The organism is Mesorhizobium sp. M0626, from assembly GCF_040320665.1.
Classification (GTDB): Bacteria; Pseudomonadota; Alphaproteobacteria; order Rhizobiales; family Rhizobiaceae; genus Mesorhizobium.
Map to the genome: position 1 here is coordinate 83,723 of NZ_JAMYQD010000024.1, position 13,490 is coordinate 97,212.

Below are 13,490 nucleotides of genomic sequence, written 5' to 3' on the forward strand. Positions count from 1 at the left end.
GAGAAAGACATGGTCGGCGCATCGAAGTCGGAAGCGGGGGGCGGCCCGATCCGCTATGGTATGGTCGGCGGCGGCCAAGGCGCCTTCATCGGCGCGGTGCACCGGATCGCGGCGCGCATGGACAATGACTTCGTGCTGGTGGCCGGCGCCCTGTCGGCCAATCCCGAGCGCGCCAAGGCTTCCGCCGCCGAACTCGGTCTCGACCCGGCGCGCAGCTACGCCTCCTATGCCGAGATGGCCAAGGCCGAGGCCAAGCGCCCGGACGGCATCGAGGCGGTGGCGATCGTCACCCCCAACAATGTGCACGTGCCGGCGGCCAAGGTCTTCCTCGAGGCGGGCATCCACGTCATCTGCGACAAGCCGCTGGCGACGACTTTGGCCGAGGCCAAGAAGCTCGCGGCCGTGGTTGAAAAGACCGGCAAGGTGTTCGTGCTGACGCACAATTACACTGCCTATCCGATGATCCGGCAGGCGCGCGAGATGGTGGCCAAGGGGCAGCTTGGCGACATCCGCATCGTTCAGTCCGAGTACCCGCAGGACTGGCTGACCGAGGATCTTGCCGCCACCGGCCAGAAGCAGGCGGCGTGGCGCTCCGACCCCAAGCAGGCGGGCGCGGGCGGCGCGCTCGGCGACATCGGCACGCATGCCTACAATCTGGCGCGCTTCGTCTCGGGTCTGGAGCTCGATTCCCTGTCGGCCGATCTCGACGCTTTCGTGCCGGGGCGACTGCTCGACGACAATGTCAATGTCATGCTGCGCTTCAAGCCGGTCGGCAAGGTGCATCCGGCCAAGGGCATGATCTGGGCGAGCCAGGTGGCGCCGGGCCACGAGAACGGGCTGAAGCTGCGCATCTATGGCTCTAAAGGCGGGCTGGAATGGGTGCAGGCCGATCCGAACTATCTCTGGTACACGCCGTTTGGCCAGCCCAAGCAGCTGCTCACCCGCAACGGCGCCGGCGCGCTGCCAGTTGCGGGACGCGTCAGCCGCGTTCCGTCTGGCCATCCGGAAGGCTATCTCGAAGGCTTCGCCAACATCTACCAGGAGGCGGCGCGGGCGATCCGCGCGGCACGCAAGAAGGGCGGCAAGCCGGGCAAGGACGTGGTGTTCCCGACCATCCAGGACGGCGTCGAAGGTATGGCGTTCATCGAGGCCTGCGTGAAGTCATCGAAGAAGAACGGGGCGTGGACGAAACTTTAGGTAGCGCCGGCGCCAAGTCTCTTCTCCCTTCGGGGAGAAGGTGGCCGCGAAGCGGCCGAATGAGGGCGCATGGTGCGAGGTGCGAAAGAAACCAGCGCGCGCCGTCAAACGGGGAGGGGCTGTCGATGAAAATCGGCATGTGCATGTTTTTGTGGACGACTTCCGTGTCTAAGAAACACGAGCCGTTGCTGCGCGACATCAAGGCGACCGGCTTCGACGGCGTCGAGATACCGATCTTCTCAGGCACGCCAGAGGACTACAAGAACCTTGGCGATTTGCTCGACCGCATCGGGTTGGAGCGCACGGCTGTTACGGCGATGGGCGACCCGGCGATGAATCTGATTTCGCCGGATGCCGCGACCCGCAAGGCCGGCATCGGCTACATGAAATGGGCGATCGATTGCGCCCAGGCGCTCGGCGCGAGTACGCTGAGCGGGCCGCTGCATTCGACGCTCGGCGCCTTCTCCGGCAGCGGGCCGACCGCTGCCGAGAAGAAGCGCTCGATCGCCTCGCAGCGCGCCATTGGCGATCATGCCGGCAAGCGGAACGTTACCATCGGGTTGGAGGCGCTCAACCGTTTCGAGTGCTATCTGCTGAACACGATGGCCGATCTGTCCGAGCACGTCGATGCCATCGACCGGCCGCACATCAAGGCGATGTACGACACCTTCCACGCCAATATCGAGGAAGCCGACCCGATCGGCGCCTATACGAAGCACCGCAGGAATGTCGTGCACATCCACATTTCGGAGAACGATCGCGGCGTGCCGGGACGCGGGAACATTCCGTGGAAAGAGACTTTCGCGGCCATCCGCAAGAGCGGCTATGACGACTGGCTGACGATCGAGGCGTTTGGCAGGTCGCTGAAGGATCTGGCGGCGGCGACCAAGGTGTGGCGGGATTTTTCCGAGACGCCGGAAGCGGTTTATCGCGAGGGATACAGGCATATCAGGGATGGGTGGAAGCGGGCGGCTTAGCCGCGCCGCCCAAGGAGTGCTGCGTTCCTTCACACCCCCCACTGTCCGGCAGGACAGAGGGGGGTGCTGTCCCTCGCACGTCACCCCTCCTCGGCCTGCATCCTGTTGTAATCATGGATGGTCCGGCTGAGCCGGCGCCTCAGGAAATTCGAGATGTTGTCGAACACAAACACGACGAGCAGGATCAGCAGCACCATGTAGAAGACGTTGGCCCAGTTGGAATTGGTGCGCATGGCTTCCCAGAGTTTCAGGCCGATGCCGCCAGCGCCGACGGCGCCGATGATGGTGGCGCCTCTTGTGTTGGATTCCCACTGGTAGAGCGTCTGGCTGATGAAGACCGGGATCACTTCCGGCATGACCCCATAGCGCTGCACCAGCAGGCCGTTGGCGCCGGTCGACTTGATGCCCTCGCGCGGTTTGTCGTCGATGTTTTCCAGGCTTTCCGAATAGATTTTGCCGAGCGTGCCTATTTCGGTGAAGAAGATCGCGGCGCTGCCGGCGAGCGGTCCCGGGCCGAAGGCGCGGGTGAAGAACAGCGCCCAGATCAGCATGTCGACCGATCGCATGAAATCGAAGAAGCGCTTGAGCACCTGGCCGAACAATCCGCTCGGCGTGATGTTGCGGGCGGCGAAGAAGGCGAGCGGGAAGGCGACGAGGCCGCCGAGCAACGTGCCGAGAAAGGCCATGACGATGGTCTGCAGCAGTTTCGTCCAGACGTCGCCATGCTGCCACTGCGCATTGTTCCAGATGTTGTCGCCGGCGAGCGCGAGGTTCGAGGTGCCAGGCTTAAGTTCCGGTCCGGACCAGATCAGCGAGATCACTTCACTGGCCGATTTGCCGAAGAAGGGCGAGCGCGTGTCGAAGACGAAATTTGCCCAGCCGAGGAAGCGCTTGCGGACCTTGACGCGATCGACGGTGACGCGCACTTCGCCGACAAAGCCCATCCTGGCGACGATCTCGTCGTCATGCGCGGTGATCCAGCCAGGCACCGGACCTGTAATTACCGGCTTACCGCTGGTCAGCGCCACCGGCACCATCTCGCCATTGGCGACGATCGTCGCTTTGGTCTTGTCGAAGGTGACGGACCTGGCCGCGCCATCGATCAGGACGGTGAAGGTGCCATCCGCGTTCTTGACAACCCAGTCGGGATCTGGGTTCTCGCCGAGTGCTGAAAACCGCGGGTATTTCGGCGTGATTTCAGGCTGGTCGAGGCGGAATTCAGGCTGCAGATCGTAGCTGATCCATTGCGTCAGGAAGAGCGGCAGGCGCTCCCAATGCGAGTCGCGCATCACCTGCGGCAGGTTGAAAAACCACAAGGCGTAAACGAGGTAGAGCAGGATGCCGCCGAACAGGAACAGCGGCGCGAATCGCTTGTAGGCCGGCCGCCGAAAGATTTGCGGATAGCGTTCCTCGATCGACTGGACCTGATCAGTGGTCAAAGCGGTCATTTAAGCGCTCATCAGAAAAGCTTGCTCGCCGACCAGCTTGCGGCGCAGCCAGGCGGAGAACTGGTCGACGATGAAGATCGTCGTGAACAACAGCAGCACCAACGCCACCGTCTTGGCGCCGAAACCGCGCGATATCGAGAGCTTCAGTTCCTCGCCGATACCGCCGCCGCCGACGGCGCCGATAATGGTCGAGGCCCGCACGTTGATCTCGACGCGCAGCAATGTGTAGGACATGAAATTGGGCAGCACCTGCGGCAGGTCGGCGAAGCGCACGCGCTCGAACCAGTTGCCGCCGACCGCTCTCAGGCCCTCTTCGGCGCGCATGTCGATGTTCTCGTTGATTTCATAGAACAGCTTGCCGAGCGCGCCGATCGAATGCAGGCCGATGGCGATGATGGCTGCGATCGGCCCGGTCGAGACAATGGCGGCGAACAGGCCGGCAATGACGATTTCGGGAAAGGCGCGCAGCAATTCCATGAAGCGCTTGACGACGAGCCGCAGCGCCGGATGCGGCGTCAGGTTGCGCGCGGCGATGAACGAAAACGGCACGGCGAAGATGAAACCGATGAAAGTCGAGACCAGCGCCACGTTGAGTGTGGTCAGCATCAGCTCGAAATATTCGGGGATGTAGAAGCCGCCCCAGACATAGACGCGGCCGAGCGGGAAGTTGAACTCCTGGGTGCCGGTGTCATGCGGCGAGGCGATGTCGAACAGCGCCCGCCAGACGTCGTTCCAGTCCTTCGGGATCAGCCAGCTGAGGAAGTCGAATATATGCGGCAGCCGGTCCCAGAAGTGACCGGCATTGGCCTCGTCGGCGAACCACATGCTCGACAGCGTCGCCGCCAGCAGCAGGCCGATGCCGAGGATGGTATAAAGCCGCCGCAACGATATCTGGCGCTGCCAAGCGTTGGCTACCTGCAGGGTCGCGTTGGAGCGGGCTGTTGCTGAGATGGTCATGATCGGGACATGCAAAAAGGGCGGCGTTTTTCACGTCGCCCTTTCTGATTTTGCCGTCAGCCGCCGATGGCTGCCTTACGGGCTTCGACGATGACGTTGTAGAAGTCAGGCTTGACCGGGACGTAACCGGTGAAGTCGCCGCCTTCGACGCCTTCGAAACAGGCCTTGTCTTTCTTCGGCAGGTCGGTGAAGAAGGCGGCAAGCTTGGCGGTCATGTCGTCGCCGAGCGCGGTGCGCACGACCAGCGGGCCGTTCGGGATCAGGCCCGAGCGCCAGACTTCGACGAAGTCGTTGGGGTCGACGGCGCCCTTGGCGGTGACCTTGTGGAAGGTGCCGGAGGTGTAGCCGTTCTTGAAGTCGCCGATGCCGGAGGAATCGTCAACCGCAACGTCGACCTTGCCGTCGCGAACGGCGAGGATGTTGTTTTCATGGCCGTCATTGAACTGGGTCGAGGCGAAGTAGGCGTCGTTCGAGGCGCCGGTGTCCTTCGGGATCTGGGTCAGCGGGATCAGGTAGCCCGAGGTCGAGTCCGGATCGGCGTAGCCGAGCTTCTTGCCCTTGGCCGACTTGATGTCGGTAATGCCCGAAGACTTCAGCGCCAGGCCGATGGAATAATAGCCGGTGGCGCCGTCGGTCTGCTGGGTGGTGAGGACCGGGGTGACCGCCTTCGGGTCCTTGATGTAGACGCTGGCGTAGCCGGAAGCGCCGAGTTCGGCGAAGTCGAGCGTGCCGCCGAGCAGGCCCTGGATGACGCCGTCATAGTCGGCGGCGGGGAACAGCGAGACCTTTTCGAAGCCGAATTCGGTCTTCAGGTGATCGGCCAGGCACTGATAGTTGCGCAGGCGGTCGGTTTCGTTCTCTCCGCCGAGGATGCCGACGCGGAATTCCTTGAGGTCGGCCGCATGCGCGGCGCTGGTTGCCATGGCGAGAGCCGAAACGGCGCCGAATACCATCTTCCTGAACATTTGATGTCTCTCCTGTAAGTTCCGGCCCCGCGCCGGCAGCGTTCTTGATCTTTGCAAGTGCCCTTGACGCGGGCGGTCGATCCAGTGCGGCTCAGTTTTGGTCCATGATCTTTTCCGAAAACCGGTATCCACTTTTCGGGATCATGGATCAGTACCCGGGGAATGCGGGCTCGAGCGGGCTGGCGGATGCGGCGATCTTTTGCTTGTAGGCGATGCTGGTCGAGGTGATGGCCTCGGAGATATCGACGCCGTTGCCGTCGGCGCCATAGACCAGGCGCACGGCCTCGCGGTTGAGCGCTTCCGGCGGACCGTCGAAGACGATCTTGCCGGCAGCCATGCCGATGATGCGGTTGCAATAGGTGCGGGCGGTGTCCAGCGTGTGCAGATTGGTGACGACGGTGATGCCTTCGCGCAGGTTGATGTCCTGCAGCGAGTCCATCACCACCTTGGCGTTGAGCGGGTCGAGCGAAGCGATCGGCTCATCGGCGAGCAGCACCTTGGGCTGCTGCATCATGGCGCGGGCAATGGCGACGCGCTGCTGCTGGCCGCCAGACAGCGTGCCGGCTGGCTGCAGTGCGGTGCGGGCGATGTCGAGGCGCTCGAGTGCTGCAATCGCCTCAGCGCATTCGGCGCGGGTAAACATGCCGAGCAGGTTGGAAAAGGTCGAGCGATGATTGAGACGGCCGAGCAGCACATTGGTCAGCACATCGAGGCGCGGCACCAGGTTGAACTGCTGGAAGATCATGGCGCAGTCGCGCTGCCAGCGTCGCAGCGGCGAGCCACGCAGTCGCGAGACCTCGGCACCGTCAAAAAAAATCGATCCCTGGCTGGGGTCGATGAGACGGTTGATCATGCGAAGGAGGGTGGATTTGCCGGCGCCGGAACGACCGATGATGCCGACCATCTGGCCCTGCGGGATCGACAGGTCGATGGCGCTGACAGCGGTGTTCTTGCCAAATCGGCGCGAGACGCCGCGGATTTCGAGCGTGGCAGGGGTCGATAACATCGAAGAGTTCCAGACCTGAATTGATCGTCTGGTTCTCGCCTAGCGCAGCGACATGAACCTGCCATGTCATCACGATGTCAGTTTTGTTACGCTCCACAGCCGTGCGGCAAGTGGGGGTGGTCGCACCCGATCAGGCGCCGTATTTCTCGAGGAACGCGTCTGCCTCGAGTACGCGAAAATCGTCGAGAGCGGCGCGCAGCCTGGCGTGGTCCCAGTCCCACCAGGCGAGCGCCTGGTAGCGTTCGGCCGTGCGGCGATCGAAACGCTCGCGGATCGGCTTGGCTGGCACCCCGCCAACGATGGTGTAGGGCGCGACATCCTTCGACACCACAGCGCCGGCGCCTACGGCAGCACCATCGCCGACGGTGACGCCGGGCAGGATGGTCGAGCCGTGGCCGAGCCAGGTGTCGTGGCCGATGGAGACGCGTTTGGCGCGGCGCTGGGCGAAGAATTCTGTTTCGTGCTCGGCGTCGTCCCAATAGTCGGAGGCGCGATAGGTGAAGTGATGCAGCGTCGGCCGCCAGGTCGGGTGGTTTGTGGCGTTGATGCGCACGGCGGCGGCTATGTTGGAGAACTTGCCGATGGTCGCGCACCAGACGACGCAGTCCTGCATGATGTAGGAATAGTCGCCGAGGATGCTTTCGGACACGCGGCTGCGGTCGGCGATCTCTGTCCAGCGCCCCAATGTCGAGTTCTCGACCTGCGCCGTGGCGTGGACCAACGGCGCTTCCGATAGTTTCCTGCTCATGCAGCGATTTTTCCGGCGGCGAAAGAGGTCACGTCGATGATGCGATCGGCGACGGCGTCACGCACATCCGGGTCATGGAAGATGCCGAGCAAGGCGACACCGCCGGCCTTCTTGGCGGCGATCAACGCAACCACAACGTTGCGGTTTTTCGAATCGAGCGAAGCTGTCGGCTCGTCGAGCAGCAAGACCGGATGCTCGGCGATGAAGCCGCGCGCGATATTGACGCGCTGCTGCTCACCGCCCGAGAAAGTCGCCGGCGGCAGCGCCCAGAGCTTTTCCGGCAAATTGAGCTGCCCCAGCAAGGTGCGTGCTTTTTTCCGCGCGCTCTCGCGGTCCTCGCCGCGTTCGACCAGCGGCTCGGCGACCACGTCGAGCGCGGAGACGCGCGGCACGGTGCGCAGGAACTGGCTGACATAGCCGATCGTCTGGCGGCGCACGGAAAGCACCGTGCGCGGGCTGGCGATGGCGAGATCGATCAGGCCGCCCTCATGCTGAACGATGATCTGGCCTTCATCGACGGCATAATTGCCATAGAGCATTTTCAGGATCGAGCTTTTGCCGGCGCCGGAAGGCCCGCCGAGCACGGCGCATTCACCGGCCCGGATCGAGAATGAGACGCCGGCGACAACCGGCAATCTGATGCCGTCGCGCAGATGCATGGTGAAGCTTTTGGCGACGCCGGAAACAACGAGGGGCGTCGGCATCAGAAGGTTCTCCAATCGTTGTTCGTCCGCGGGCCAACACCCCCCTCTGCCTTGCCAGGCATCTCCCCCTCAAGGGGGGAGATTGGCTGTCGCGTTCGACTTCGCCATTCTTCTGCATCGTAGAAGGGGCGGGACATAAAAGCTGCTGATCTCCCCCCTTGAGGGGGAGATGGCCGGCAGGCCAGAGGGGGGTGCCTTGGCGCCATCTTCACACCTGTAGAATCGAGGAAACAAGCAATTGCGTGTAAGGCGCGCGGGGATCGTCGAGCACGCGATCCGTCAGGCCGCTTTCGACGACACGGCCGTCTTTCATCACCATCATACGCTGCGACAGAAGCCGGGCGACGGCGAGATCGTGGGTGACGACGATGGCCGCCAGGCCGAGATCGGTGACCAACCCGCGCAGCAAATCGAGCAGGCGCGCCTGCACCGAGACGTCGAGGCCGCCGGTCGGCTCGTCCATGAACACCAGCCTCGGTCCGGTGACGAGGTTGCGGGCGATTTGCAGGCGCTGGCGCATGCCGCCGGAAAAGGCGCGCGGCTCGTCGTCGATGCGGTCCTCGTCGATCTCGACGCGCGACAGCCAGTCGACGGCAGTGGCGCGGATCTTGCCGTAATGGCGGTCACCGACCGCCATTAGCCGCTCGCCGACATTGGCGCCGGCAGACACCGTCATGCGCAAGCCGTCGGCGGGGTTCTGATGAACAAAGCCCCAGTCGGTGCGCATCAGGAAGCGGCACTCGGCCTCGCTCATACGGTAGAGTTCGCGGAACTGGCCGTCGCGCATGCGGTAGCTGGCGGTGCCAGAAGATGGTAGCAGCCGCGTCGACAGGCAGTTGAGCAGCGTCGTCTTGCCGGAGCCGGATTCGCCGACGACGGCCAGAACCTCACCCGGCCACAGGTCGAAGGTGACATTCTCGCAGCCGACGCGCGAGCCGTAGAATTTGGACAGTTCGGAGACGCGCAGCAGTGGGTCGCCGGTCATTCTGCTGGCCTCATCTTTCCTGCGGTAACATGGCTTTCAGCCGCAAGGTGGCCGCGATGTCCTTCGGCGCGCCGCTTCTCGCAATGGTCGGTGTCGGAGCAGACGAACATGTGGTCGCCATGGTCGTCGAGGATGACCTCGTCGAGATAGACATTTTCCGCCGCGCAGAGCGCACAGGGCAGGTCGAAGGTCTGGACCTCGAAGGGATGATCCTCGAAGTCGAGGCTGACGACATCGGTGAAGGGCGGCACGGCATAGATGCGCTTTTCGCGCCCGGCTCCGAACAGTTGCAGGGCCGGCGAACGGTGCATTTTGGGGTTGTCGAATTTCGGCGTCGGCGAGGGGTCCATGACATAGCGGCCCTCGACCTTGACCGGATAGGCATAGGTGGTGGCGATGCGGCCGTGTTTGGCAATGTCCTCGTAGAGCTTCACATGCATCAGGCCGTATTCCTCGAGCGCATGCATTTTGCGCGTTTCGGTTTCGCGCGGCTCGAGGAAGCGCAACGGCTCGGGTATCGGCACTTGGTAGACTAGAACTTGGCCGGCGCTCAGCGGGTGTTCCGGGACGCGATGGCGGGTCTGGATGATGGTGGCGCTGGCGGTATCGGTCGTCACCGCGACGTTGGCTACCTTCTTGAAGAAGGCGCGGATCGAGACGGCATTGGTGGTGTCGTCGGCGCCCTGGTCGATGACTTTCAGCACATCGTCCGGCCCGATAATCGAGGCGGTGACCTGCACGCCGCCAGTGCCCCAGCCATAGGGCATCGGCATTTCGCGCGAAGCGAAGGGAACCTGATAGCCAGGGATGGCGATGCCCTTGAGGATCGCCCGGCGGATCATCCTTTTGGTCTGCTCGTCGAGATAGGCGAAGTTGTAGGTGGCGATGTCGGTCATGGCGATCAAATCCACTCCCTGCTATTGCATTGACGCCCAGAAAACGGAAATAAAGGCGAAGTCGAATGACTCAGACCGGTTGGATCCAGATTGCAATTCTGCTTCTGGCGTTTGTCTGCGTGGTCGGTTTTGTACCTCGGCGCTTGTTTCTGCCTGCTTCCAGAGATGGCGCGCATGTCACAGGCGGAAACGGCAGCTACGTCGGCGGGCATAGCAGCCATTCCCATGACGGCGGCAACGGGGATGGCGGCAATGGCGGGGGCGATTAGGCTCATTCGGCCGCCTCCCGCTTCTCTTCCACCTTTGCAGGGTTCTCTCGAGCTTCGTATTCGGCGCGCATGCGGCGCACCAAATCGAGCTCGGCCTGGAAGTCGACATAGTGCGGCAGCTTCAAATGCTCCACGAAGCCGGTCGCCTGAACATTGTCGGAGTGCGAGATGACGAACTCCTCGTCCTGCGCGGCGGCGACGACATCTTCGCCGAGTTCCGTTGCGCGCAGCGCGCGGTCGCACAGCGCCATGGCCATCGCCTTGCGCTCGCTTTGGCCGAAGACCAGTCCGTAGCCGCGGGTGAATTGCGGCGGCGCCTTGGCCGAGCCCTTGAACTGGTTGACCATCTGGCATTCGGTGACGCGGACCTTGCCGAGCAGCACGGCGAAGGGCAGTTCCGGCACGTCGAGTTCCAGCTCGACCTCGCCGATACGCACCTCGCCGACAAAGGGGTGGTTGCGGGCATAGCCGCGCTGGGTGGAATAGCCGAGCGCCAGCAGAAACCCTTCATCGCCGCGCGACAGCGCCTGCAGGCGGATGTCGCGCGCCATCGGAAACTCAAGCGGCTCACGGGTGATGTCGCCGGGGACATGGTCCTGCGGCATGTCGCCATCCGGCTCAATCAGCCCTTCGCGGGCGAGGATCGTCGAAACGCGCGGCATGGCCTGCGTTTCCGTCTCGCGCTGCAGCGGTTCGGCGACATCGGCGCCGGCGGCGAGTTCCGGGTCGAGCAGGCGGTGGGTGTAGTCGAAGGTAGGCCCAAGCAGCTGGCCGCCGGGCAAATCCTTGTAGGTCGCCGACACGCGCCGCTCGACCAGCATGGCGCCGGTGTCGATGGCGTTGGTGTAGCCGAAGCGCGGCAGTGTGGTGCGGTAGGCGCGCACCAGGAAGATCGCCTCGATCATGTCGCCGCGCGCCTGGACTATGGCGAGCGCCGCCAGTTCCCGGTCGTAGAGCGATCCTTCGCTCATCACCCGGTCGACGCCGAGCGCCAGCTGTTCGACGATCTGGTCGAGGCGCAGCGCCGGCACCGAACGGTCGCCGCGACGGCGGTCCGCAAGCAGACTGTGGGCATTGGCGATTGCGACTTCGCCGCCTTTTACCGCGACATACATTTATGCCTCCATCGTCTTGATGCGCGTCGTGCGCGGCAGGCAGGCGATACCGTCGGGCGCCGCCAGGATGATGTCGACGCCGCGCGGAAAGCGCTGGCTGTTCTGCTTCCACTGTTCGACGAAATGGCGCGGCATCTGCGCCGGCGCGATGGTCGCCGTCTTTTCGATGCCTGGGCCTTCGAGCAATAGCGGCGCGCCGGAGGTGAGATCGCTGACCTGCAGGATCAGTGTCGTCGAACGGTCGGGATAATCCTGCGTGCCTTGCGAAAGACCGTCGAGGGCGGCCATCTCGGCCGGCGTGGCGACCAACGCGAAATGCGCATCGGCAGGTGTGTTGGCGAGTGGCGCGCCGGCGTGGAAGCCGAGCCAGGATTTGATCGCTGCCGATGCCTGCAAAGCAGGATCGAGCCAGAGCGGTGTGTCGTTGTCGCAGAGCGAAAGTGCAATGGCGCCGGCGGTTGCGGACAGCGGCGAAGGGGGGCGGGCGAAGGCAGGCAGAGGCCGCTCGCTGCCCGGCCGCGCCATGGCATCCATGACCGCGCGGAAGACCGCCTGGGCGTTGAACACCGGATCGGCGAAGCCGCCGTCGATCCATTGGGCTGCGATGTCCATCAGTCTTCTCCGCGCACCATGGTGAAGAAATCCACTTTCGTTGCCGCCGTCTCGGAGCGGCGCTTTTCGCGCGCCTCGCTTTGGGCGGCGCGCAGCGGTGCGACCAGCGCACTCTCGACCGTCTGCCGATGGGCGGGATCCTGCCAAAGTGCATCGGCGATTGCCGCAAGCTTCGCCTTCTGCCTGTCGCGCCCGAGCATGTAGCTGTGGCCGACCTGTCCGGAAGAGAGCCGGACGGTGGCGCGGGTGACGGTCACTTCACCGACATTGAAGGGCGCGCCGCCGCCGCCGATGCGGCCACGCACGGTGACCAGACCGGTTTCCGGGCCGCGCAAAAGCTCTGCTTCCGAGATCAGGCCGGCCTCATTCCACAGCCGGGCGATGTCATCGCCACTGGCCTGCGCCAACGTCGTCATGACGGCTTTGCGCTCGGCCTGGTCGCGGGCTTCCTGTCCTCGCATGGACAACTCCCTGAATGTATATAATTTGTCTAGTGATATAGACAATTATACAAATTATACCTATTATCTAACTTGTGTCCATGACGGGTGGATGACATGGGCGGGAGCGTGGACGAAATGGTGGCTCAAAAGGGCGCGAGCAGCATCGAACGCCGTAGCGGTGTCGCGCTGTGGCGGCAGATTGCGGACCTGATCCTGCATTCGATCGCCGCCGGCGATTTTGCCGAGAATGCCGCGCTGCCGCCGGAAATGGCCTTGGCCGAACGCTACGGCGTCAATCGCCACACGGTGCGCAGCGCCATATCGGCCCTGGTGCAGGACGGCGTGCTGCGGGCCGAGCAGGGACGCGGCACCTTCGTCTTTTCGCGCAAACGGCTGTCCTATCCGATCGGCGCGCGCACTCGGTTTTCGACCGGTCTGCAAGGGCAAACATCGGAACGGCACATCGTGCTGCTAGCTTCTACAGTTGAGTCGGCCAGTCAGCGCGTCGCCGAGGGGCTTGGTCTGGCAAGAGGGGCTGAGGTGATCCGCCTGGAGACGCGCGGCGAAGCCGATGGACGGCCGGTGTCGCGCGCCGCCGCCTGGTACGAGGCGAAGCGTTTCGCCGGCATCAATGCTGCGATGGCCGAAACCGGTTCGGTTACCGCCTCGCTCAAGCGTTTCGGCATTGACGATTATCTCAGGCAATCGACGGTGCTGTCGGCCCGCCATGCCGATGCCGCCGATCTCGCCGACCTCGATCTGCAGCCCGGCGCAATCGTGCTGGTGGCGGTCGCCGTCAACGTCACACCGGACGGCCAGCCGATCCAGTTCGCCGAAACGCGGTTTCCGGCGGAGCGGGTGGAGCTGAAGCTGTCGGCGCTGTAGGGAGCGTCGAGACTCATGCGATATCAGACCAACTCGGTCGCGCTCACTTGTCAGCGGCTTGACGTTTGAGGACCGCCTTCCCCCACTCCGTCTCGGCTTCGCCGAGCCACCTCTCCCCCCTCCGGAGGGAGAGGAAGGGAGCCCGCCTTGCCAAGCTCGCGCCTTTCCTCTCCCCCGTCGATCGGGGGAGAGGTGTCGTGAGCACGACGCGCGAGGGGGGGTGGGCCATCGCCGGGGCTGGGTCATTAAGTCCGGGGTGGCAGCCAGGCTTGATTATTACCAC

15 protein-coding genes are annotated in these 13,490 nt (G+C 63.7%); 4 read left to right on the forward strand and 11 right to left on the reverse strand.

Going from position 1 to position 13,490, the window contains the following annotated elements; translation table 11 throughout:
• The first annotated feature begins 9 nt into the window (after positions 1–9).
• Together NKI37_RS27255 and NKI37_RS27260 are read left to right on the forward strand one after the other, a co-directional pair.
• Positions 10–1,197, forward strand: coding sequence for a Gfo/Idh/MocA family protein (locus NKI37_RS27255; RefSeq protein WP_023683012.1), 1,188 nt, complete (start codon positions 10–12; stop codon positions 1,195–1,197).
• 125 nt (positions 1,198–1,322) lie between these two features.
• Positions 1,323–2,174 (forward strand): sugar phosphate isomerase/epimerase family protein, encoded by an 852-nt coding sequence (locus tag NKI37_RS27260; RefSeq protein ID WP_352791273.1) that lies wholly within the window; start codon positions 1,323–1,325, stop codon positions 2,172–2,174.
• An 80-nt stretch (positions 2,175–2,254) separates the two neighbouring features.
• Here the strand turns inward: NKI37_RS27260 and phnE (NKI37_RS27265) are convergent, their stop codons facing one another.
• From phnE (NKI37_RS27265) to NKI37_RS27300, 8 genes are all read right to left on the reverse strand, one after another.
• Entirely contained in the window at positions 2,255–3,622 is a 1,368-nt protein-coding gene (gene phnE, locus NKI37_RS27265) for a phosphonate ABC transporter, permease protein PhnE (protein ID WP_023669832.1), read from the reverse strand.
• Positions 3,623–4,579 carry a phosphonate ABC transporter, permease protein PhnE gene (gene phnE, locus NKI37_RS27270; RefSeq protein ID WP_023669831.1) on the reverse strand — a complete coding sequence of 319 codons (957 nt, stop codon included), beginning with the start codon at positions 4,577–4,579 and terminating at the stop codon, positions 3,623–3,625.
• 56 nt (positions 4,580–4,635) lie between these two features.
• Positions 4,636–5,544 carry a phosphonate ABC transporter substrate-binding protein gene (gene phnD, locus NKI37_RS27275; protein WP_352791275.1) on the reverse strand — a complete coding sequence of 303 codons (909 nt, stop codon included), beginning with the start codon at positions 5,542–5,544 and terminating at the stop codon, positions 4,636–4,638.
• 148 nt (positions 5,545–5,692) lie between these two features.
• A complete protein-coding gene (gene phnC, locus NKI37_RS27280; protein WP_023669829.1) occupies positions 5,693–6,550 on the reverse strand; it encodes a phosphonate ABC transporter ATP-binding protein in 858 nt (285 codons plus the stop codon).
• 130 nt (positions 6,551–6,680) lie between these two features.
• Positions 6,681–7,298 carry a DapH/DapD/GlmU-related protein gene (locus tag NKI37_RS27285; RefSeq protein WP_023669828.1) on the reverse strand — a complete coding sequence of 206 codons (618 nt, stop codon included), beginning with the start codon at positions 7,296–7,298 and terminating at the stop codon, positions 6,681–6,683.
• On the reverse strand, positions 7,295–8,002 hold the full coding sequence (phnL, locus tag NKI37_RS27290; RefSeq protein ID WP_352791277.1) for a phosphonate C-P lyase system protein PhnL: 708 nt from the start codon (positions 8,000–8,002) through the stop codon (positions 7,295–7,297). The genes NKI37_RS27285 and phnL overlap by 4 nt, the downstream gene beginning before the upstream one ends.
• A 208-nt stretch (positions 8,003–8,210) precedes the next feature.
• Positions 8,211–8,987: a phosphonate C-P lyase system protein PhnK gene (gene phnK / locus NKI37_RS27295; RefSeq protein WP_023669826.1), complete on the reverse strand. Its 777-nt coding sequence runs from the start codon at positions 8,985–8,987 to the stop codon at positions 8,211–8,213.
• Entirely contained in the window at positions 8,984–9,883 is a 900-nt protein-coding gene (locus NKI37_RS27300; RefSeq protein ID WP_023726432.1) for an alpha-D-ribose 1-methylphosphonate 5-phosphate C-P-lyase PhnJ, read from the reverse strand. Before NKI37_RS27300 ends, phnK begins: the two co-directional genes overlap by 4 nt.
• A gap of 65 nt (positions 9,884–9,948) precedes the next feature.
• On the opposite strand from NKI37_RS27300, the gene NKI37_RS27305 reads away from it, so the two are divergent.
• On the forward strand, positions 9,949–10,152 hold the full coding sequence (locus tag NKI37_RS27305; RefSeq protein ID WP_023669824.1) for a hypothetical protein: 204 nt from the start codon (positions 9,949–9,951) through the stop codon (positions 10,150–10,152).
• Positions 10,153–10,154: 2 nt separating this feature from the next.
• Here the strand turns inward: NKI37_RS27305 and NKI37_RS27310 are convergent, their stop codons facing one another.
• From NKI37_RS27310 to phnG, 3 genes are read right to left on the reverse strand one after another with little or no spacing between them, the layout of a single operon-like run.
• A complete protein-coding gene (locus tag NKI37_RS27310) occupies positions 10,155–11,267 on the reverse strand; it encodes a carbon-phosphorus lyase complex subunit (protein WP_023669823.1) in 1,113 nt (370 codons plus the stop codon).
• The gene (gene phnH / locus NKI37_RS27315; RefSeq protein ID WP_023669822.1) at positions 11,268–11,879 is read right to left on the reverse strand and encodes a phosphonate C-P lyase system protein PhnH; all 612 of its coding nucleotides are present in this window, start codon (positions 11,877–11,879) and stop codon (positions 11,268–11,270) included.
• A complete protein-coding gene (gene phnG / locus NKI37_RS27320) occupies positions 11,879–12,340 on the reverse strand; it encodes a phosphonate C-P lyase system protein PhnG (RefSeq protein ID WP_023669821.1) in 462 nt (153 codons plus the stop codon). The genes phnH and phnG overlap by 1 nt, the downstream gene beginning before the upstream one ends.
• A gap of 96 nt (positions 12,341–12,436) precedes the next feature.
• Here phnG and phnF point away from each other — a divergent pair, with 96 nt between their 5' ends.
• Complete coding sequence (gene phnF, locus NKI37_RS27325) at positions 12,437–13,207, forward strand: phosphonate metabolism transcriptional regulator PhnF (RefSeq protein ID WP_245261350.1); 771 nt, start codon at positions 12,437–12,439, stop codon at positions 13,205–13,207.
• Positions 13,208–13,490 lie beyond the last annotated feature (283 nt).